This window comes from Paenibacillus arenilitoris, assembly GCF_014705655.1.
GTDB classification, from domain to species: Bacteria; Bacillota; Bacilli; order Paenibacillales; family Paenibacillaceae; genus Pristimantibacillus; species Pristimantibacillus arenilitoris.
Genome location: NZ_JACXIY010000016.1, coordinates 1 through 20,446, shown reverse-complemented (window position 1 = coordinate 20,446; position 20,446 = coordinate 1). Strand labels below are relative to the sequence as shown.

Below are 20,446 nucleotides of genomic sequence, written 5' to 3'. Positions count from 1 at the left end.
ATCGAATAGAGAATCCTTTTGACTATGCGTATGGTCTGGTGCTATATTAAAATGTACGCTTAGTCGCTAGGAATCGCGCAGACGGCCGCATGCACGCACGCAGCCGTCTGCGTCTATTATATGGAGGAAACCAATCCGTGAACCATTATCCGTTTGAATTCGATCCGAAGCAGCCGTTTGTCCGGCAGGCAAGCGATTGGATCGCCGACGTCTTCTACGAACGATTGCCCGAGGCCGGATTCGAAATCCGGGACGAACAAATTTATATGGCGTTCCAGCTGGAGCGCGCCTATGCCGAGAAGCGGACGATATTCGCCGAAGCGGGCGTCGGCACGGGCAAAACGCTCGTCTACCTGCTGTACGCGATCAGCTACGCCCGCTATACGAGAAAGCCGGCCGTGATCGCGTGCGCAGACGAATCGCTCATCGAGCAGCTCGTCAAGCCGGAAGGCGATATCGCGAAGCTTGCGCGCCACCTCGACCTCACGGTAGATGCCAGGCTCGGCAAGTCCGCCGATCAATACGTCTGCTTGAACAAGCTGGACGACGCGCGCGGCGACTTCGAGGATGCGGAGCTGTTCGACCGCATTTACCGGGAATTGCCGAGCTTCGTGAACCGGCCGGATTCGCTGCAAAGATTCCATCCGTACGGAAGCCGGCGGGATTACCCGCATCTGAACGACGAGCAGTGGAGCCGGATCGGCTGGGACGTCTTCCAGGATTGCCTCGTATGCGAGAGGAGGCATCGCTGCGGGCAGACGCTGTCCCGCGATCATTACCGCAAGTCGGCCGATCTTATTATTTGCTCGCACGATTTCTATATGGAGCATGTATGGACGTACGACGCGAGGAAGCGGGAAGGTCAGCTTCCGCTGCTGCCCGAGCACAGCTCGGTCGTCTTCGACGAAGGGCATTTGCTGGAGACGGCGGCACAGAATGCGCTGACCTACAAGCTGAACCATTCCGTCTTCGAGAGCATCATTACGCGGCTGCTGCAGGACGAGATCCGCGAGTCGCTGGCGCTTGCCGTGGAAGAGGCGATCACGCAGAGCGAATTCGTCTTTCGACTGATCGATCGGGGAAGCGAGAGAGTCGAAGGCTCGAACCGGAAGGAAATCGCCTGGAGCGCGGAGCTGCTGAAAGAGATTAACCGGCTGCAGGATACGCTGACCGTCATCGAGGAAGAGCTCGTCTTCGAAAGCGGGCTGTATACGATCGACGCGTATCAGCTTCGAATCGTGGAAGAGCATTTGGAGATGATCCAGTTCGCCTTGTCGTTGTTCAAAAGGGAGGACAAGCCGATCAGCTGGGTGTCGCGGGACAAAGAAGGCCTCTCCCTCGTCATCATGCCGAAGTGGGTGAAGGAAGTGCTGAAGGAGCATGTATTCTCCCGCAAAATGCCGGTTGTTTTCTCGTCGGCGACGTTATCCGTGGGCGGATCGTTCGACTATATGGCGGACCTTCTCGGCATCGAGGACGCGCTTTCGTTCTCCGTGCCGTCTCCGTACGAGTACGCGGACAGTATGAGCCTTCTTGTACCGCGAGCTGACGTTCCCATGAGTACGCCTGACAAAACGAGGGCGATTCACCGGCTGCTGCGGCAGTCGGGAGGACGGTCGCTCATCCTGTTCCCGTCGATGGAGCAGCTTGCGTCGTACAAAGCCGAAGCCGGGCAAGACGGCGAGACGGAAGGCTTCACGATGCTATACGAAGGCACCGCCGAGATCAGCAGCTTGATCGAGCGATTCCAGCGGGACGAGACGAGCGTGCTGTGCGCCGTTACGCTGTGGGAAGGGCTGGATATACCGGGCCCGTCCTTATCCCAGGTTATCGTGTGGGAGCTGCCGTTCCCGCCGAACGACCCGTTGTTCGCCTCGAGACGAGCGGATGCGGCTTCGCCCTTCGAGCAGGTGGACATGCCGTATATGCTGCTGAGGCTGAAGCAAGGAATCGGCCGGTTGATCCGGGCACGAGACGATCGCGGGACGGTCGTGCTATTCGGCGACAAAATGACCGATGCCGCCATACGCGAGCAGGTGCGCGGGATTTTGCCGGAGGACGTCGGCTTGGCGATTTTGGATGAGGAGTAAGGGCTGTGGGCCGCATTTCGCGATGCCGGCCCGCTTTTTTCTTCCGAAAAAATTGCATGAAATACATATTTCGCGTAATTTTAATTTCAAGCGGCTTTTTCGAGAGGAATTGAAACAAAATACGATAAAAATTTAATGAATCGGACGTTTGATAGGAGGTGCTCGCGGTGCGAAACCGGCGTCATGAAGTTTGGGAACGGTACGGGATCGAGCTGGAGCTGTTCTCGATCTGGATGAAAAATAAAGGGATGACGAAGTCGACGCATCAAGCTTACCTGAACGATGCTTGCCGATTTCTGGCGACGGTAAACGAGGCGGAGACGAGACGGATTACGAGATTGGACGTCATGCGGTTTCTGTCCGAGTGCCGGGAGAAGGGAGCGGGGGACGAGACGCGCAACCGGAAGCTGTCGTCGCTGCGGTCCTTCTTCAAAGCGCTCATCGAGATGGAGCATCAGGACGGCAATCCGGCCGCGATGATCGCCAAGTCGAAGCAGGAGAAAAACCGGATTCCGGTCTACCTGGAGGAGAACGAGCTGGAGCGCCTGCTTCAGGCGATACAAGGCAAATATTATGCCCGCAACGTCGCGATCGTGCTGCTCATGGCTTTCGCGGGACTTCGGGTCGGCGAGGTGCACCGGATGAACGTGCAGGATTTCCGGCAGGACGGCTCGGTTCACATTCTCGGCAAAGGGAGGAAATGGCGCGTTATCCCGCTGCCGGATCCGCTGCAGCGCGTCCTTCGCGAAGCGCTTGCCGAGCGCCGGGACGTAAGACAAGGCAAGGAACAGCCGTTTTTCGTATCGCAATTCGGCCGTCGGCTGTCGATCCGAATGATTCAGACGGTAGCCGACGATACGATCAAGCTGCTGAAGGAAGCGATGCCGGCGCTGGCGGACAAGAAGCTCTCGAGCCACAAGCTGCGGCACTCCTTCGCGACGATGCAAATCCGGAGCGGCACCGACATCCGGACGCTGCAGGAGCTGCTAGGGCACGCGAGCATCGGAACGACGCAAATCTATACCCATATCGACAATCGCCAGTTAAAAGAGGCCATGAACAACATTTCGGCGAAAATTCCGATTACGAGGCGTTTGAAGTGACATAATTATAGTTATGTAAACTTTTGCGTGACACGAACGAAAGAGTTCTATTTGCAGATAAAGCTGAGCGATTGGAAGAGGTTCGGATTGCAATGAAAACTACAGATGAAATCTGGATGTATGTACGCTACCAGTGCATTTATTTATTCTTTCGAGTGAAATTCGAAGTCGAATTAAGGAAATTTTAGACCTTAACATTGAAACCGTCGGCATCTATTTCCGGTCAATTTGTGCTGGTGGCTTAGCGGGACTTCAGTTGGATCACTCACCTGGACGATCAAGACTATTAACCACTGAGCAAGAACAAGAATTATGTCAAATCATCACACATAAGTTTGTCTGATGATGTTGGCTTCCCAGCCGATATGAATTGGAATTCAGGAATGATCAGGCATTGTGGATAGAGCAGCATTTTCAGGTCAAATATTCTGAACGAGGAACACGTGAACTCCTGTATCGACTAGGCTTCAGTTTATCAAGGCCAACATATTCGTTGGCAAAAGCAGACCCTGAACAGCAAGAAGCATTATGTTGAAGATCACGAACAATACGACGCTCAAGTATTTCTGTCATTTCTCAAAAACATCGTTGCTAAATATTCAGAAGGTAAAACCCCGCCAATACTACCATGAAGCGGCGGTGGCTAATATAATTGGCGAGCGAATCAATTTGGCATGGTGCATGCGTGCATTACTCAAGAATGGCGCGGCTACTGTGGATTCAGATTATCCGTATCGGTGAGAACGACGGATGTACTGATAGCCGTGATTTCTGGGAATCTATAGAAATGTTTTTTCCGAGGATCTTCAATGTATAAAGCATGGAACACAATTCACTACAGACTGCGGCTTTTGAAGCCGCAACAATCTAAACAACGGCCCTTGCAACAATTCTCTCCCCAAGTACGTCTATAATGGAGAAATCCGTTTAGAACGTGTGAAGTTAATCAAATCGATCTGTGTCACTTCGACCTATTTTCCCATTCGACAAAATATAGGTTACTTCGTCATACATAATATGGTGCAATTTATATGCTTCAAACAAATATGGGAAAGGATGGTTGTCCATTGCCAACAGGAGAAGTTGAAATACAACCCGTAGAAATGCAGAACTAATCGTAGAAGAAGAAGTAGTTGCAAATTAGGGCCGTCATCAGCGTTTTCACTGTAGGTGTTATTGCTTGAACACTCTCGTCCTTTGCGTATGCTGCAAATGTAGGAAGAACTCCTAAGATTTACGATCCGGTTAATAGGTATTAAGTATCGGCCAGGGTTGCCACATTTCCTAATATAAAAAGAAATAACATTTTTATCTTACTAAAGCGCTTTCTTTTTATACGGTGAAATCATTTGGTAAATAAAACCCAAGACAGGGGATGGTTTTAAAACCGGTCTGAATGGTTTATTTACTTCGATCAAAGTAATTTTTGTTAAAATCGGAGTCCTTTAGCACAACAACTCAGAAATTCTAAATTAAGGGGCTGAGGAGAGTATGTCAACCGAAAAAAAGACCATTTTGCTCATATTTCTCTATTTAGCATTTATCGTAATTGGTGGTCGGTTACTTTTTATCATTCCAAACAATAATTATTTGGGCATTTTAAATGCAGATAACTTCTTTATTCTGAGTTGTATCATTATTTTGCTGATGATGTTACCTGTTTATTTACTACTTAAAACGAATATCTTCAAAAAAACGTTAATCAATTTTACTTTAACTATTGCTGTTTTTGTTCTCGTAGCGGTGTTCTATTATTCCAATCTTCCTATGTACACTTATGAGGAAGCTGGAAAAGTAGTGGAAGATGCAGAGAACAAAGAAGGTAGGAATGCACAAGTATTTATTCCTGAACAACGTGAAGACAAAATTGCTTTCGGTTCAGGTCCTTACTTCAAGACAACCAATGATAAATATTTCATTTATTTAAAAAATGGTGATGAAATATTTATCTTCAGATTCGATCCCTTGAATGGTGAATATGATGCTTATAATGGAAGTAGGAAACTTTTAGAGTAATCGATACTGGAGGAATGGCAATTGAAACTGAAAAAATACATGAAGCACATCAGTTTGATGCTCATATTGTCCGTTTACTCACCATGCTTCCTATGTCAGTCTTTGCAGAAAAAAATAACACTACCACTTTTACCGAAGACGGATTCACATATAAATTAACGAAGAACCCAGAATTGGTAACTACGGAAAAGTTCAATTCTCAGGGGAATCTTGTTGATTCCACGACAGTAAATAAAGTTACTGGTGAAGTAACGATTAAGCAAGCAAATGGAAAAGTCGAAGTATCCGACTTGAATGACTATGTTCAATACAATGTGAGCTCAAATAATCCAGAATCTTCACCTCTAAGCGATCCAATCAGCCAAGGATTCTTTTCAAAAGAAGGAGTTCAAGTTGTAAATGATCTAATTACTATCCAAGACGCTGTAGACGACGAGCCAATAACCGATGATGGTTTAGCTAATTCTGTATATGGAGATGGCTATAAGTTTTTGGGGAATATGTCGTGACAAGAACTTGTATCATTAAAAGACAAGAGCTAATATACAACAATGAGACGACGCTCAGGCAAGTACTCAACGTCTAGAGGTGCCACCACAGATCCGCAGTTATCCAACATGTGCAGGACGTGCCGAGGTGCCGCTTGCGGCCACTGCAGCGCCTCCCGGGGCGGCCGCTGCGGGAAGTAGCGTCCGAAGAATTTTAGTTGTTAATTCTTAAACTATCTGTTAATGGAATTTCAGCAATAACTTTTGGTCCATCGAGCATGAGTAAAACACCAACGAGTGAGGATGATTTTATTTTTCCAATATCAACATTTTCTTTAATTTGATATTCAACGTGAAAAGATGCTTCTTTTCCAGGTTCTATACTACCCTCTGAGCCACTTCCTCTTGCATTTTTCTAAAGCCGTGTTCTATTCCATTATCATCATCGAGGCAAGCTTTTCATTTGGTCTTATTGTTGTTTCCACACTTGTCAAAACAAGGTCACCCTTCTTTGCGAATCCCAAAATGATCGGCAAACTCGTCAGCAAAACAATTGATATTTTTTTCATTATTATCTCCTTTGATTAACTAAATCACTTTAACTCAAAATTTGTCTTTTGGATAGTTTAATCATATCTTTGAAAATTATTCACCTTTCATCACTGGTACCAACGAAGCTGACACCACCCGCAAAGTAGATGTTATTATATGGGGAATTTATTAATGGCCTCGTTGTACTCCTGCTGGGCATCAGTGATCGTAAGCTTTGAATAGACTTCCAACGACTTACGGCTTTCGGCTTTTTAAGTCAGGTCAACAGGAATTGTCACAGCTTTTGCGGTAACTGTTTTTTTACCAGACCGGCTTCCTCCGAATATTTGGCCAATATCTTTCGTATTCCCCGATCCGTATGTTTTTTCTTCCATGATGATTCGAACACTTTTTCGTTGAATCGGCGTGCATGGCCAGCATATGCTTCCCTTTCCCTTATTTATCCGGATTTGACAGAAGTCGAAATCAACATCGGACTAATGAATAAGTGAATGGGTCATCATTACATAACAATGATTATGTTAACTATTTCGTGAAAAAATAAGGCAAACAAAAGGCTTGTACCTCGTCGTCTGCCTTATTCTTCTAACTCTGGCTTGCCGCAAGCACTTCCTGCCGTCGTTCCTCGCGTTCCTCCGGCAGCATGCGCGGGCAATTGTAGCATTTCTCGCCGTCTACCCGGCAATCGTACATACAGCAGGAAGAGCGGAGCAGCATCTTGCCTTCGGGCGGGGACCAAGGATCGTCTATGTAGCGCGGTTTGTGGATGAACGGGTTCCGCTTGCGGTTGAACACTTCGGGCGGCAGCTCCTTCAGCATGGCGAAATCGCGCTCGAACCGCTCCAATACGTCTTGCCGCTGCTCATAGAGCGGAAGATAGTCGCGTATCGCGTGAATTTGGCCGCCGAACTGGTTCCAGATCATCGCGGACTTCACGTCCGCGCTTGCGGCTACCGTCTCGATCGCCTCGTTCAGCTCCTCTTGAAAATAGGCCGTGAGGTCATCGAGCAGCAGCCTCTTGCGAGCCGGCCCGTCTTCGGGCAGCGCTGCCGAGTTCAGCTCCCGGAGCTTAAAGCCGAGATGGGCGTGGTCGTCATGCGGCTCGAGCTGGAAAGTAAGCTCGGTCAGCGGCAAATCCAGCAGCCGGTTGCACTGGGCGGCGACGATCAGCTTCGCGACGCATAGGTTGAAGAACGACATGCCGACAAACGACGCGGCCAGCTCCATGCCCGTAGCTTGTACCAGTTCGCCGCCCAGCAGGAGAGCGGACCTAGAGCGTTCCTTATCCAGAAACGCGGTTGCCGGCATCTCGAATACGGGATGCTCGGCGCCTTGCGGCGAAATATGAAAAAACGTGTCTAGAATCGTAAAATCGATTTCCTGTGCCATCGGCCGTTTCCTCCAAACCTGAATTGGCAGCATGAACGTACGTTTGACGAATACGATAATGATTATCATTCACGCGGCATTTTCAGTATAGGAGCGAAGCTATCGCGCTGTCAATACATAGGGCTCGACAATGGCTTTCACCCGTTCAAGGCCTTCCCACATGTCGCCCGGACCGTCGTAGATAAGCACGTAGGCGCCATCGAAGCCTGCCTGCCGGACCTGATCGAGATAGGCGATGAGCTGCTCGCGGTCCGGATAACCGGCTTCGTCGTATGTCGGCTTCGCATGGATGGACACGCTGTACGGCGTAGTGGACGCGATTTCCGCAAGCTTCCGTTCGCCGTGGTAATTGCCGAAATCCGTAATGAAGCCAACGCGGCTGCCGGCCTGTGCGAGCAGCTGTAGGGAGCTTTCGCCGGTGGAGGCGAGCGGCTTGAAGTTTTCCGTTATAACCCGAACACCGAACTCGGCTGCATATTCCGCCAGTTCGGCCAAGGCGGCTGCCGATATGGCGATAGCCGCCTTGTCATCCGGCTGCGCCTCGCCGGCGACGACCCGGATCTGCTTGGCGCCGCACGAGGACGCGATGCCGATCCACTTCCGGATGAACGCCAGATCGGCGACTCTCCTTTGTTCGTCTGCGCTCGTCAGATCGCCGTAATCCAGCAGCAGCGTATCAAGCGATACGCCCGCCGTGCGGAACGCTTGCCGAAGCTCCTCCAAGTATGCGCTTTCCGTGGAAGGGAAATGGAAGTGGCACACCTCGACGGCCCGATAGCCTCTTGCCGCGGCTTTGCCGGGGAGCTCGAGCAGCGTCAGCAGCTGCGGCTGTTCCTGTACCCGCGTTAGTTGGGATCCGCTCTCCGCGTCCCATACCGTCAATCGGAGCGGACCGAGCAGCCGGTGCAGGCTCCAGGTGCTTACCGATAAATAAGACATATTCATCCCGCCCTGTATCGTATTGGTGAAGCTTCACGAATAGAATAGCACTCTTGCCCGTAAAAAAGATGCATCGATATTGGCGAATTGTTCCGCATATTAGGGATGCCCCCCGCTAACGATTTTGGCATATCGGTCCGCAAGCATTATAATGAAAGAAATCAAGACATGCCTTAAGAAAGGAAAGTGGAATGATGATCGACGTCATAAAGGTAACGACAGACGAACAATTGGAGGATGCGTTCCGCGTCCGCAAAACCGTATTCGTGAAGGAGCAGGGGGTTGCGGAGGAGGTTGAGCTGGATGAATATGACGACGTTGCGGATCATGTCGTTGCCTATGTCGGCGGCGAGCCGGTAGGGACCGGGAGAGTAAGGATCGTCGATGACGTCGCCAAGCTGGAGCGGATTTGCGTGCTCGCCTCGCATCGCAAGCATAGTTTGGGCAAGACGATCATGAAGGAGCTCGAAGCGATCGCCGCCGGCAAAGGCGTGGCCAAGGCCAAGCTTCACGGGCAGGTGCAGGCCGCTCCGTTCTATGAGAAGCTGGGCTACGAGATCGCTTCGACCGTCTTCATGGAAGAGAATATTCCGCATGTTAAGATGGTTAAAGATTTATCGCATTAAATTAAAAATCAGTGCTTTTTCAAGAACGGTTGCGGCATATCCGACGGAGCGGGAAATTTCCGATGTTAACGTAATTTTAAGCTTTTTTTAAACATTGCTTACAAACCTCTTAAATTTTGACCTTTATCTTATTGAGTAGGATAACGAGTCAAATTTAGGAGGTTTTTCTTTTGCGAACAAAGCTTATCGTTCTGTATGGCGGCAAATCCGTCGAGCATGAAGTATCCCTGAAAACGGCCTATACGGTCATTCAAGCGATAGATGAAACCAAATTCGAAATCATCCCGATCTATATCACGCGCGAAGGGCTGTGGGGCAGCCTGGATTGGACGAGCGTCCCCGCGGGGCTGCGGATGGACGATCTCGTTGCGGAGCCGGTTCACGGCAGTCCCGCCGCCTCGATCGGAGACGTGCTCATACAGCGGTTGACGGCTCCGGGCAAGAAGGCGGTGCTGCCGCTGCTGCACGGCTCGAACGGGGAGGACGGCACGGTCCAAGGGCTGCTCGAGCTGCTTGACGTTCCGTATGTCGGCAACGGCGTGTTGTCCTCCGCGCTCACACTCGATAAGGCGGTATCCAAGCAGCTGCTTGCCGGTGCCGGCATCCGGCAAACCGAATTTGTTTCGTTCCGTCACGAGGAATGGCTGGAGGAGCACGCGGCATTGCTGGACAGGCTGGAGCGGCGGCTCGGCTATCCTTGCTACGTGAAGCCCGCCTCGCTCGGTTCGAGCATCGGCATCAGCCGATGCGAGAGCAGAAGAGAGCTTCAGGCCGGCATCGAAGAAGCGCTGCGATATGACGGCAAGATCGTCGTCGAACGCGAGATCGCGGGACGCGAAATTCAGGTTGCCGTCTTGGGCAACGAGAAGCCGCTCGTCTCCTTGCCGGGCGAATTTATTCATAACCGTAGTTTTTTCGATTTCGACTCGAAATATTTAGACAAGAGCCTGACGATGTCGATCCCCGCGCAAATTCCGGATCCCGTTACCGAGCAAATCCGCCGTACGGCGCTGCATGCGTACCAGGCGCTGTGCTGCTCGGGCCTTGCCCGCGTCGACTTCTTCCTGGACGGCGACGGCGCGCTGTATCTTAACGAAATCAACGCGCTGCCGGGGTTTACGAATTTCAGCATGTATCCGGTCATGTGGGAGAGAACGGACGGCACGAGCTATTCGGAGCTGATCGAGAAGCTGATCGATTACGCCTTCACGCGCCACGCGGAGAAGCAGACGATTCAATACGCGAGGTGACGATATGTTCAGAGTGACGCGGGCCGAGGTACGGTTGGGCAAAATTCGCGACAATATGAAGCAAATACGATGCCTCTTCCCGGACACGGTCAAGCTGATGGCGGTCGTGAAGGCGGACGGCTACGGGCACGGCGATGCCGAAGCGGCCCGTATGGCGGAGCAAGGCGGCGCCGACGCCTTGGCGGTCGCATATTTGAACGAAGCGCTGCGTCTGCGGGCGCAGGGCATTACGCTGCCGATTCTTATATTGACGCCGATCGAGCCGCAGGAAGTTCCGCTTGCGGAAGAGCATGAATTGATGCTTACCGTTACTAGCGGGGAATGGTTTCGGGAAATGCGCCGATACCGCAACGCTTCGGCGGCAGATAAGCTGAAGGTTCACGTGAAGGCGGATACGGGTCTTGGCCGGATCGGCCTTAGAAGCAAGGAAGAATGGGATGAGCTGGCGCCTTGGCTGCATGCGGACGACATCGTCGTCGACGGATTTTTTACGCATTTCGCGACGGCTTCGAACGAGGATACGACCTTTTTGACGCGCCAGCGCGACCGCTTCGCCGAAATGATCGAATGGGTCGAACACTCCGGCGTTGCCGTGAATCATTATCATTGCGCGGGAAGCGCCGCCGCGCTGCGCTTCCCGGAGCTTGCCATGGATATGGTGCGAATCGGCGCCGCCATGTTCGGCTTCTATCCGGAGCGGCTCGTACCTTCGGTTAAGCTGGAGCCGGCATTAAGTCTGCGCAGCCGGCTTATGCAGGTGAAGCAGCTTCGCAAAGGGGAATATATCGGCTACGACAATTCGTACCGGGCGGACGGGGACGAATGGATCGGCACCGTGCCGATCGGCTATGCCGACGGTTGGTCGCAAGGGCTGCAGGGAACGCAAATGCTGGTGAACGGCAAGAGGGCGACCGTCGTCGGCAAAATTTGCATGGACCAGCTCATGCTTCGCCTGCCGGGCCCTTGCGAGGAAGGCGCGGAGGTGACGATCATCGGAAGCCAAGGCGACGAACGGATTACATGCGCCGAGCTGGCCCGCCACATCGGCACCGTGCCGCAGGAAATTTCCGCGTCGATCGCGCCTCGCGTATCGAAAGTTTATAAAGAATAGAGGGGGTTCACATGATCATTACCGTTGGGCAAGAAGCGGTGCATGCCGGTTATTTGGTCTTAATTAACGGGGACCATCCGGTTCGGGAGGATGCGGGCGCGGATCGGCTTCGACCGATCGGCGTCCATGGCTCCCTTCGCGGACGGCAGGAAGGGATACGGCTTGAGCAGACCTGCCTCGGGCAACTGGCCGCTCTGCTTGAAGCGTCGGGAGGAGAGAAAGACATCGTCATCGTCAGCGGTTTTCGGTCCCGAACGGAGCAGGCCGTCATCTATCGGCAATCGTTAGCCGAGAACGGCAAGGCCTACACGTCGAAGTACGTGGCGCTCCCGAATCATAGCGAGCATCAGACCGGACTTGCGGTCGATGTCGGCAAGTTGGTCCGGGACGTCGATTTTATCGCGCCTACTTTTCCGGACGACGGCGTCTGCGGGCGCTTTAAGCAGCTTGCGGCGGAGTACGGCTTCATCATGCGGTATCAGGAAGGGAAGGAGGCGATTACCCGGATCGCCTGCGAGCCATGGCATTACCGTTTCGTCGGACGTCCCCATGCCGCGTTGATCGGGCAGCATGGCTTCTGCCTGGAGGAGTACATCGATTTTGTGAGGGACTACCGTTACTCCGGCGCTCATCTTACGACCAAGCACGGCGGCGGCGAGGCGGAAATTTATTTCGTGCCGTCCCGCGGCGATGGCAACACCCCGGTTCCGATCGTCGCTTGCGAAGCGTACCGGATTTCGGGCAACAACGTCGACGGCTTCATCGTGACCGCATTCCACGGAAAGGAATTCGCGCGCAGTGAGGCATAAGCCAGAGAATATTGCGGGCTGGACCGGATCGCTCACAGCCTCGGGCATTTCGCTGCCGTATGCATCGTGACGATATTGCTTGCCTTCACCGCGGCGAGATTATTCGTCATAAAACGGAAACCGCGCTCATATAGATGATAATGGGAGACGTTGCACCCATCAACGAGAGGAGAGGCCGATGCGCGAAGGAGCATTACTTGCGGCTGGGAGGGATTCGGATGAGTGCGGAACTGCTCATTCAACTGCTCGTGCTAATCGTAATGATCATCGGGCTCGCCAACAAATCGAAGGATTCATAAGGCTTTGGAGGCAAAACGCCGTTTTCCGGCGTTTTGCCTCTTTGTGCGCTTGGCAGCGCATTCGACTAAGGAGCGAAAGTCTCCAGTACACCGCGAGGTGGCGGAAGTACATAGCTGACACATAGTGCGTAGTCCGTGAGGATGTGAAGGCAAAACCCGGAACAGGCGGCGCAACCATGTTGGCTGGCAGAGCCGGATGACCCTGCAAAAGGGGGTAGTACCAGCGAAGCTGACACCACCCGCAAAGTAGATGTAATTAAATGGGGAATTTATTGATAACCTCGTTGTATTCCTGCTGGGCATCGGTGATTGCAAGCTTTGAATAGACTTCCAACGACTTACGGCTTTCGTGTCCTGAATAAGGCTGTATGAGTGCGTCATCAATGCCCTGCTTTTTAAGCCAGGTCAACAGGAAATGTCGTAACTTATGCGGCGACAGATTTTGTACAAGGCCGGCTTCCTCCGAATATTTGGCCAGAATCTTTCGTATTCCCCGATCCGTATATTTTTTCTTCCACGATGATTCGAACAGGTAAACCGCCTGCTTTTTTTTCATTGAATCAGCGTGCATGGCCAGCATTTCCTTGAACGATTGAGGGAATGGGACAAGGCGATCCTTGCTCCCCTTGCCCTTTTTAATTCGAATTAGGCAGTAATGGAAATCAACATCAGATAACTTGATATTGATCAGCTCGCTTACCCGAACGCCGGTATATAGCAGCGTCTTGACGATCATCATGTCTTGAAAGTTCTTCGCTTGCCAAACCACATCGTAGTAGCGCTTAAGCTCCTCTTCTGTAGGTACATAGGGAATGTTTTTGGAACCTCTACCTCCAGCTCTGCTCGAAGATGCTGAAACAGGCTTTTGAGATAGGCATAATCTGGCCGTTCCCCCCGGAGATACTTGGCCAACTCCTTCGCTTTGCGTTTCGGGGATATGTGTCTTTCATTCACGCAATAACACCTTCTTCCAATGGAAGGCGTTCACTCATGTCCAGCCTAAATGTACCGTAAGGGTTTACGTGCGTGTAGATAAGCGGGGTAAGCGCCCGCAAGTCTTCCGGAGTCATCATATCGAACCATTTACGGTCGGATAGGATGCTTTGCAGCATAATGGTATTGATGTACACCAGGCAGTTTTGCCTTCACTCGGAGGAACTGCGCCGTGAGATAAATGCAGGCTTGAATGTCGTAGAAAACTGGAACTCGGCCAATAGCTTTATTTTTTACGGCAAAGGCGGAGAAATTGCTACCAACCGGTTAGAGTAACACGAAAAATGGCATTCACCACTTCGGAAACTGCGTTTCGAAGATTATCCTTATGAATAAATTTCCTCCGGACGTACAGCAAGTCTTTGTAGCTTTCTCCATGCTCACCGGCACTCACACGGTTCAAGCCGGTATTCGTCCCGAGTCCATAAAGGGATAGGATGAGTCTTTTTTGCAGCGTATCCCGGCCTAACGCTTCGCGTACAGCAACAGTCTTGAATTTTTCCGTAAATCCGACACGAAGATCGGCCTCTTTTAAAATGTCCAATAGGCTCGTCATCGGCCATCGCCGAAGCATCTCTGATTTTATTCGTGATAGGTTGACCGGCTCTGCTTGTGGTTCTAACGGAGATAAGCTAATCCAACCATTCCCCTTCTCCGTGATCCGGACCTTGGGTTTTTTCTGGAGCCCGGTATCAAGCTTTTCTAATCCATCTTTCATGGCCTGCTTCAACGTTGCAATGAATGCTTCCGCATCCAGCGGCTGCTTTAGAGCTTTATAATTTTCTTCCCGCCGTTCCTCAAAGTCTGTTGGCAAGTCATCGTCCGGATTACGGTACCGGTTCGCTCCGGCGACCCATATTTCCTTGCAACGAAGCTTTTCCCGTAAAGCTTGCAGGACGCTTATCTCATAATTCATCCGATTAATCCGCTCTTGGCCTTTCTCGTCCTTCTCTACAATGATTTCTTTATTAACAGTCCGGATTACACCATCTACCGGGATTTCTTCGGACATCGGCAAATAATGATGGCCAGTATCTGAATATTTCTTGACCAGTTCCAACGCACGAATCACTGGCCGATATAATGGTATGGATTTTCTCCCGGTAAGCCGGACCTGTGTGTTTGAATAACTTTTATCAAATCCCGTAATGTTTGCTCATTAACGACCGGGAAAATGACATCACGAATTATTCCGTCTGGGTTATTGACGGCAGACTGGGCCATATTGAATAAAATGCCATACTTATTGCTTACCTTGCGTAAGTCATTCAGGATTTCCTTTTCGACTTTGCATTCTGCCCGTACTCCTATCCGATGGACGATTTGAATAAGCAGCTCAATCAAATTGTCCGTTATCTCCATACTCCTTAGCCAGAAGAATGCGGCCAACAATGTGTAACGGATCGGATCAGGATGGCGGCGAAGTTCCCGAAGATCCTCAGTTGCGGTCCGCTGCCGGTACTTGGTCAATACTTTAAGAGGGATATCACGAAACAGATCATCGGGAAGTTCCAGATTTCGAATCGTTCGCAGCTTGCTTGCTTCTCTTAACACACTTTCGACACCTGGTTTACCCGGATCGGCCTTTAGCTCTTGAAAAGAAAGAAGTCCTTCGTCGCTGCTTGGGCCACCCTGGTCTTCATCCAGAAATGCAATACTATCGACGAGTGAATCCAATTTAGACAAAGACGCCATAGGCAGCTTTTCCAGTGTGGCTTGGAAAAATTGCTCCTCATATGTACGGATTGCGGTTCTGATAAGTCGCTCGATGCGATCAGGCGTAGGCGGTACAACTTTCATCTCCCGAAATCGCCGGTATACGGTTTCAACCAAATGTTCGAAGTCGTGATCCTGGAATAACACACTTTTGCATAGCCAATCGATTACCTCTTCAGCATCATTGATGGTATCCTCACGAAAGCCAAAGAACTCCCTGATTTGTGTTCGATGGTAGGTTATAGAGCGACCGGCCCAATCGTATTGTGAATACAACTCTGCCGGTGCCTCGATCTGCTTTGCTATGTTTTGAATGACTGCTTTGGGCACTTCGAATTTATAGAAGGGGAATCGCGCTTCATATTGGAAAAACTTAAACAGAACAGCAAACCCCAACCGAGTCTCCCCCGACTTATTGCCGACTTGCTGCATTTCATTTGGAAGAAATGTAAAATGCTCAATTAACTCCTCCAGCTCCCAATTTCGCTTCATATGATCCCTTCCGAGAAAAGTTCCTAAAATGGTCAGAATCGGAATTATTCTATTGAAATCAGTATACAAAAGCCTACTTTACGGAGCAATGTGAAACTAAAATGCTTTGAAGTTCTAATTACAAAATTAAATTCGGAACTTTATCAAAATGACGATATGTGCGATTAACAGCGAAGTCATTAGAGAATGAAAAACGCTAAGCCCAGACACGATCAAGGGCTAAGCGTATATTTGCGGTAAACTGTCGGCGAGTCCCCGAAAAGCAAATTCAAAAGCGAATCGCGCAGGTTCTGTAAGGTACGCTCGCATCTCGGCAGTCGGCGACATCATTATTGAGGGATGAGTTTCATATTAATAATCAAGGACCATTAACAATAAGAGGAGATGACTATGGGAAAGAAAAACTTTTAATCGGAAATCATCACAAAAATCCATAAATTATTCAAGCTCACAAGTGTGGAATTTTGTTTCAGCCCCCGACTTGCATCCCATGATGGTTACGATAAATGTAAATAAACCAGGAACGGCTCCCGGTTTCATATTCGTTGCACCATATACATTATTCGAGGCAAAATTGTTTGGGCAAACTGGTGCACTGATCATGGATCAGACGGGTAACCCTGTCTGGTTTAGGCCTCTCAATAACAAATTTTATACAAAATACGGATTTTAGAGTACAAACGTACAATGGGCAACCCGTTCTTACCATGTGGCAAGGAACGATATCTGGAACTCAGTCTGCAAATCCCAACCTTCCTGACGGGGATGCTGAGCCTGGTGCTTTCTACCTGATCATTGATCAGCATTATCAAGTAATCAAAACGCTCACTGCTCAAGAGGGGTTCACTTCAGATTTTCACGAGTTTACGATCACGAAGCAAAATACCGCTTTGTTTCTTGGACTGAAACAAGTGCCGGCAGATCTAAGCCCGTTTGGAGGACCGGAAGACGGATTTTTCGATAATTATTCCATTCAAGAAGTCGATCTCGCGACAGGCGAGCTTCTTTTCTTTTGGGATGTGCTTGCACATGTCGATCCGGCCGACTCGATGTTGCCCGCGTCATCTGCATTCAGCTCTAACAATATATGGGATTGTTTCCATGCGAATTCGGTTGAAGAGGGGCCAAACAATACACTCCTGGTAAGCATGCGCAACATGTGGGCCATTTACAATATCGATAAAGCAACGGGAAATATCATTTGGCAGCTTGGTGGAAAACAAAGTGATTTTACTTTCGGTCCGAACGCCGTATTTTCATGGCAGCATGATGCGCGGCATAGATCTGGAAATAAAATCAGTATGTTTGATGATGCTTGTTGTGCGACTCCCAGCTCTCCGGCTATGGGGCCGGCACACGGTTTGATCCTTCAGCTCGATTTCCAAACCATGACGGCAAATGTAGATCGAACCTACTATCACGATCCGGCGCTAAAAGTTCCAAGTCAAGGAAATGTTCAACAACTGTCGAACGGAAATCAATTCGTCGGATCGGGACAGGAACCCTATGTTTCTGAATATAAAAATGCTGGTAATACTGAGAAAAATCCTTCATTCAATTTCTTATATGATATGCAGTTTCCTGGTCAAAATTTATCTTATAGAGCATTTAAAAATGAATGGGTGGGGTTGCCGATTGATCCCCCCGGCATTGCCGTAGATATACTCGGTGAAGATTATGCGAATGTTTTTGCATTATGGAATGGCTCAACAGAAACTGTCGCTTGGCGGGTGCTAGCTGGTCCAACACTTGATACATTGTCAGTAGCAGTTAAAAGCACTCCTCGAACCGGATTTGAGACAGAAATTGATGTTAAGTCAGACGGGCCATTTTTTCAGGTAAATGCATTGAATTCATCTGGCCAAGTCATTGGTACGTCACGGATTATTCAAGCAGAGGAAGAGGACCAAGAATAAGCCTCAAAAGCGGAAAGGAAATGGTAAGATGGGTTTCGCATACAAACCGCCTGTTTTTAACAGCAAAACAGCCATATTTCTCGCAGCAATGAGCTATCAGACGTACCCGTTCTTTTTTGAGGGAAAGCTGGTCTTGCCGGAAGGCTTTAAGCTTCAATTTACGATTCGCGCTTTCGCCGACGTTGAGAATCCTACGGAGCTCGTATTCGGCTTTATTGCCGAGTCGCCGGATCAAATCGTTGTTGCGTTTAGAGGATACGCTTCGTATCCGGCAGACCTTCTTGCCTCGTATGACATCTTTCTGATCCCGTATCCTTTCGTCCGAAACGGGGGGAAAACCTCTCGTGGCTTTACATGTTTGTATCGATCAACCCGAAACAACATAATCCATGAATTAAAAAAGCTTTCGACAACTAAAAGGCTGTATATTACCGGCCACAACTACGGCGGAGCTTTGGCCACGCTGGCCGCTTTGGATATTGCGGTAAACACCGGGTTCAAGCATCCGTTCGTCTATACGTACGGCAGTCCACGCATCGGAGATCCCAACTTCGTTTCCCGCTTTAACAGTACGGTTAAAAACAGTGCGCGAATCGTCAACATTCATGATTCTTTCCCGACATTTCCGGCCCGAAGGTATCCGCCTCCTTTTACAAAGAGAGGAATTACTTATCGGCATGTAAAAACGAAGGTACCAATCTCTTTTCAACTGAACAATGTGCCGCGCAACGACTCGATTGCTTGCTATTTCAACAAGCTCAGCCAAAAGAATCCCGAATTTGCCAAAGCGTTATGCGACGAAAATCCGGGGTTCTGTCCCGATACCGGCATGTGCTTTCCGTTTCAAGGATGCTAGAGTTCGAAGCCTTGAATATATAGGAGGAGCTGCAGTTATGAAAATTTCAGGCATTTACAGCAGCGAAGACGCGATATTGCTTGCGGCCATGATCAATCAGGCTTATCGGCTTTTTGAGAAGGAAAAGGTTGTTCTGCCGCTAGGTTATACCCTTCGATTTAACATTCTCGCGCTTGCCGGTGTCGAACAACCGGAGGAAGAAGTATTCGGCTTTCTCGCGGAGTCGAAAGACAATGTTGTACTAATTTTTAGAGGAACCCGAACTTTTAAGGACAATGAGTCGGACCAGGACTTTTTTCAAATACCGTATCCTTTTATCAGACATGTTGGAAAGACTCATCGCGGATTTACATGTATTTACCAATCAGCAAGAGAAGAATTGATCGGGGAATTGAACAAACTTTCTACGAATAAAAGACTGTTTGTTGCTGGCCACAGCTTGGGAGGGGCTTTAGCCGTATTGGCTGCTTTGGATATTGCGGTGAACACCGAGTTCAAAAATCCTGTCGTGTATACGTATGGCAGTCCGCGTGTCGCAGACCCGGAATTTGCTTCCTCTTTCAACCAAACGGTAAAAAACAGTTTTCGTATAGTCAATGTCCACGACATCATTCCGACTTTGCCGGCTAAGGCGTATCCGCCTCCGATTACAAAGAACGGACTATTTTATCGGCATGTTAATACAAAGGTTCCGATCTCTTTCCAGCTGAACAGTTTGCCCGTTCGCAATCATGAGATTGTCTGCTATTTTAAATTCCTCAGCCTGCAGAATCCTCGTTTTACCGAAGCGTTATGCGCTGATATCCCGGGGTTTTGTCCCGATACGGGATTATGTGTTCCATTTATAGGAATATGCAGTGCGGAGGAAGAAGACGAAGAATAGAGGCTACATGGATGATCCTAACACTGATCGGTTGTGTTACTCTGAATGAAGTGAAAGACGTTCTTCGAGCCACCGCTCCACCCTAAAAGTGGAAAATACGAAGGCCGAGACGACTAATATTCATTTTTGAACAGAAGTCGTTTTTTGGGCCAATTTAACCTTTGGTTTACTATCCACGATCATGCCGTTAATAGGGACGTGCTAGATAACAAACGCAGTAATAAGTAAGCATTAGAATGGGTAAAAAGATCAAGACGGACATTGATCGAGGATTTTCGTTTAAATGTTGACTCCGATCCCGGAAATGATTCTCTACTTTACATATATATCCATCTACTTTGCGGGTGGTGTCAGCTTCGCTGGTACTACCCCAAAAGAAGGGAATGTCCAATACCACCGGAGGCCCTGCAAGTTAAGAGGACTGGACTCGGGGGAAAGTCAAATGACGTGACCCAAGGAGATCTCATCGTTTCTGCAACATGCGGTAACCCTAGACCAAGACCGTGAGGGTCAAGGCAAGGCTATGGATGGTGAGAAGTCAGACGTAGGGATAGTAGTGAGGAAATTTGCCAGAAAAGCCGTAAAGGCAAATGAATCGGCGTGAAGTCGCCGATACAAGCATCGACTCAAAAGGCGGTGACTTGTGCGAAGCCCGAAACCATGGAAGAAGAGAGATGGAAGGGATGCCATGCGCCAGGCAGGAGCCGGTGAGCTACGATGTGCGAAGAACCGGGGCATGAACAAAAGGAGAAGCCGTCTGGGGCGAGTACCAACAGAGAAGTGGAGATTGCCGAAGGGCTACAAGCCATGGAACTGGAAGGGAAGGAAAACAAGCATGGACGAACAAGGGAAGCGCAATCACTCTCGTGAAGCAGCAAAACAAAGAGACCGCAAATGGTACAGCCTCATCGACAAGAT

Annotated in this window: 19 protein-coding genes and 1 pseudogene; 14 read left to right on the top strand and 6 right to left on the bottom strand. The window is 49.6% G+C overall.

All coding sequences use genetic code 11. The features are described from left to right. Positions 1-137 precede the first annotated feature (137 nt). The 5 genes from IDH41_RS14200 (at position 138) to IDH41_RS14180 (ending at position 5,718) form a co-directional block, all read left to right on the top strand. Positions 138-2,090 carry an ATP-dependent DNA helicase gene (locus IDH41_RS14200; protein ID WP_190862107.1) on the top strand — a complete coding sequence of 651 codons (1,953 nt, stop codon included), beginning with the start codon at positions 138-140 and terminating at the stop codon, positions 2,088-2,090. Positions 2,091-2,257: 167 nt separating this feature from the next. Beyond that, entirely contained in the window at positions 2,258-3,193 is a 936-nt protein-coding gene (locus tag IDH41_RS14195) for a tyrosine-type recombinase/integrase (RefSeq protein WP_317890751.1), read from the top strand. Between the two features lie 370 nt (positions 3,194-3,563). Continuing rightward, on the top strand, positions 3,564-3,728 hold the full coding sequence (locus tag IDH41_RS32145; protein WP_223829731.1) for a helix-turn-helix domain-containing protein: 165 nt from the start codon (positions 3,564-3,566) through the stop codon (positions 3,726-3,728). A 956-nt stretch (positions 3,729-4,684) separates the two neighbouring features. Beyond that, positions 4,685-5,209 carry a hypothetical protein gene (locus IDH41_RS14185; RefSeq protein ID WP_190862103.1) on the top strand — a complete coding sequence of 175 codons (525 nt, stop codon included), beginning with the start codon at positions 4,685-4,687 and terminating at the stop codon, positions 5,207-5,209. A gap of 14 nt (positions 5,210-5,223) precedes the next feature. After that, positions 5,224-5,718, top strand: a complete 495-nt coding sequence (locus IDH41_RS14180) for a hypothetical protein (RefSeq protein ID WP_190862102.1) — start codon at positions 5,224-5,226, stop codon at positions 5,716-5,718. 1,116 nt (positions 5,719-6,834) lie between these two features. On the opposite strand, the gene IDH41_RS14175 is transcribed toward IDH41_RS14180, so the two are convergent. Next, a complete protein-coding gene (locus IDH41_RS14175) occupies positions 6,835-7,638 on the bottom strand; it encodes a (2Fe-2S)-binding protein (protein ID WP_190862101.1) in 804 nt (267 codons plus the stop codon). A 99-nt stretch (positions 7,639-7,737) separates the two neighbouring features. After that, entirely contained in the window at positions 7,738-8,577 is an 840-nt protein-coding gene (locus tag IDH41_RS14170) for a sugar phosphate isomerase/epimerase family protein (protein ID WP_190862099.1), read from the bottom strand. A 194-nt stretch (positions 8,578-8,771) separates the two neighbouring features. On the opposite strand from IDH41_RS14170, the gene IDH41_RS14165 reads away from it, so the two are divergent. The 4 genes from IDH41_RS14165 (at position 8,772) to IDH41_RS14150 (ending at position 12,373) form a co-directional block, all read left to right on the top strand. Next, positions 8,772-9,203, top strand: a complete 432-nt coding sequence (locus IDH41_RS14165) for a GNAT family N-acetyltransferase (RefSeq protein ID WP_397327965.1) — start codon at positions 8,772-8,774, stop codon at positions 9,201-9,203. 170 nt (positions 9,204-9,373) lie between these two features. Continuing rightward, the gene (locus IDH41_RS14160; RefSeq protein ID WP_190862095.1) at positions 9,374-10,453 is read left to right on the top strand and encodes a D-alanine--D-alanine ligase family protein; all 1,080 of its coding nucleotides are present in this window, start codon (positions 9,374-9,376) and stop codon (positions 10,451-10,453) included. A 4-nt stretch (positions 10,454-10,457) separates the two neighbouring features. After that, the gene (gene alr, locus IDH41_RS14155) at positions 10,458-11,564 is read left to right on the top strand and encodes an alanine racemase (protein ID WP_190862093.1); all 1,107 of its coding nucleotides are present in this window, start codon (positions 10,458-10,460) and stop codon (positions 11,562-11,564) included. Between the two features lie 11 nt (positions 11,565-11,575). Further along, positions 11,576-12,373 carry a D-alanyl-D-alanine carboxypeptidase family protein gene (locus IDH41_RS14150; RefSeq protein WP_223829730.1) on the top strand — a complete coding sequence of 266 codons (798 nt, stop codon included), beginning with the start codon at positions 11,576-11,578 and terminating at the stop codon, positions 12,371-12,373. 555 nt (positions 12,374-12,928) lie between these two features. On the opposite strand, the gene IDH41_RS14145 is transcribed toward IDH41_RS14150, so the two are convergent. Beyond that, positions 12,929-13,411 carry a tyrosine-type recombinase/integrase gene (locus IDH41_RS14145; protein WP_223829729.1) on the bottom strand — a complete coding sequence of 161 codons (483 nt, stop codon included), beginning with the start codon at positions 13,409-13,411 and terminating at the stop codon, positions 12,929-12,931. Positions 13,412-13,622: 211 nt separating this feature from the next. Further along, positions 13,623-13,802: a Tn3 family transposase gene (locus IDH41_RS31370; RefSeq protein WP_449867052.1), complete on the bottom strand. Its 180-nt coding sequence runs from the start codon at positions 13,800-13,802 to the stop codon at positions 13,623-13,625. A 13-nt stretch (positions 13,803-13,815) separates the two neighbouring features. Here IDH41_RS31370 and IDH41_RS31365 point away from each other — a divergent pair. Beyond that, positions 13,816-13,935, top strand: a pseudogene (locus tag IDH41_RS31365) (Tn3 family transposase); the annotation flags it as partial. On the opposite strand, the gene IDH41_RS32140 reads toward IDH41_RS31365, so the two are convergent. Both IDH41_RS32140 and IDH41_RS31355 read right to left on the bottom strand, forming a co-directional pair. Beyond that, positions 13,922-14,221, bottom strand: a complete 300-nt coding sequence (locus tag IDH41_RS32140; RefSeq protein ID WP_397327999.1) for a Tn3 family transposase — start codon at positions 14,219-14,221, stop codon at positions 13,922-13,924. The pseudogene IDH41_RS31365 and the gene IDH41_RS32140 overlap by 14 nt on opposite strands. Positions 14,222-14,733: 512 nt before the next feature. Beyond that, positions 14,734-15,873: a DUF4158 domain-containing protein gene (locus IDH41_RS31355; protein WP_223829727.1), complete on the bottom strand. Its 1,140-nt coding sequence runs from the start codon at positions 15,871-15,873 to the stop codon at positions 14,734-14,736. A gap of 707 nt (positions 15,874-16,580) precedes the next feature. On the opposite strand from IDH41_RS31355, the gene IDH41_RS14135 reads away from it, so the two are divergent. The 4 genes from IDH41_RS14135 to IDH41_RS31350 form a co-directional block, all read left to right on the top strand. Next, positions 16,581-17,789 (top strand): arylsulfotransferase family protein, encoded by a 1,209-nt coding sequence (locus IDH41_RS14135; RefSeq protein WP_223829726.1) that lies wholly within the window; start codon positions 16,581-16,583, stop codon positions 17,787-17,789. 28 nt (positions 17,790-17,817) lie between these two features. Next, positions 17,818-18,645, top strand: coding sequence for a lipase family protein (locus IDH41_RS14130; RefSeq protein ID WP_190862091.1), 828 nt, complete (start codon positions 17,818-17,820; stop codon positions 18,643-18,645). Positions 18,646-18,682: 37 nt separating this feature from the next. Continuing rightward, positions 18,683-19,528 carry a lipase family protein gene (locus IDH41_RS14125; protein ID WP_190862089.1) on the top strand — a complete coding sequence of 282 codons (846 nt, stop codon included), beginning with the start codon at positions 18,683-18,685 and terminating at the stop codon, positions 19,526-19,528. Between the two features lie 736 nt (positions 19,529-20,264). After that, the coding region (locus tag IDH41_RS31350; RefSeq protein ID WP_223829725.1) for a hypothetical protein at positions 20,265-20,446 on the top strand (182 nt) is incomplete at its 3' end.

Coding starts and splice junctions, on each gene's coding strand:
- IDH41_RS14185 (WP_190862103.1), top strand. CDS start 4,685: ATGTCAACCGAAAAAAAGACCATTTTGCTCATATTTCTCTATTTAGCA.
- IDH41_RS14180 (WP_190862102.1), top strand. CDS start 5,224: ATGGCAATTGAAACTGAAAAAATACATGAAGCACATCAGTTTGATGCT.
- IDH41_RS14175 (WP_190862101.1), bottom strand. CDS start 7,638: ATGGCACAGGAAATCGATTTTACGATTCTAGACACGTTTTTTCATATT.
- IDH41_RS14170 (WP_190862099.1), bottom strand. CDS start 8,577: ATGTCTTATTTATCGGTAAGCACCTGGAGCCTGCACCGGCTGCTCGGT.
- IDH41_RS14165 (WP_397327965.1), top strand. CDS start 8,772: ATGATCGACGTCATAAAGGTAACGACAGACGAACAATTGGAGGATGCG.
- alr (WP_190862093.1), top strand. CDS start 10,458: ATGTTCAGAGTGACGCGGGCCGAGGTACGGTTGGGCAAAATTCGCGAC.
- IDH41_RS14150 (WP_223829730.1), top strand. CDS start 11,576: ATGATCATTACCGTTGGGCAAGAAGCGGTGCATGCCGGTTATTTGGTC.
- IDH41_RS14145 (WP_223829729.1), bottom strand. CDS start 13,411: ATGATGATCGTCAAGACGCTGCTATATACCGGCGTTCGGGTAAGCGAG.
- IDH41_RS32140 (WP_397327999.1), bottom strand. CDS start 14,221: ATGACGAGCCTATTGGACATTTTAAAAGAGGCCGATCTTCGTGTCGGA.
- IDH41_RS31355 (WP_223829727.1), bottom strand. CDS start 15,873: ATGAAGCGAAATTGGGAGCTGGAGGAGTTAATTGAGCATTTTACATTT.
- IDH41_RS14135 (WP_223829726.1), top strand. CDS start 16,581: ATGTGGCAAGGAACGATATCTGGAACTCAGTCTGCAAATCCCAACCTT.
- IDH41_RS14130 (WP_190862091.1), top strand. CDS start 17,818: ATGGGTTTCGCATACAAACCGCCTGTTTTTAACAGCAAAACAGCCATA.
- IDH41_RS14125 (WP_190862089.1), top strand. CDS start 18,683: ATGAAAATTTCAGGCATTTACAGCAGCGAAGACGCGATATTGCTTGCG.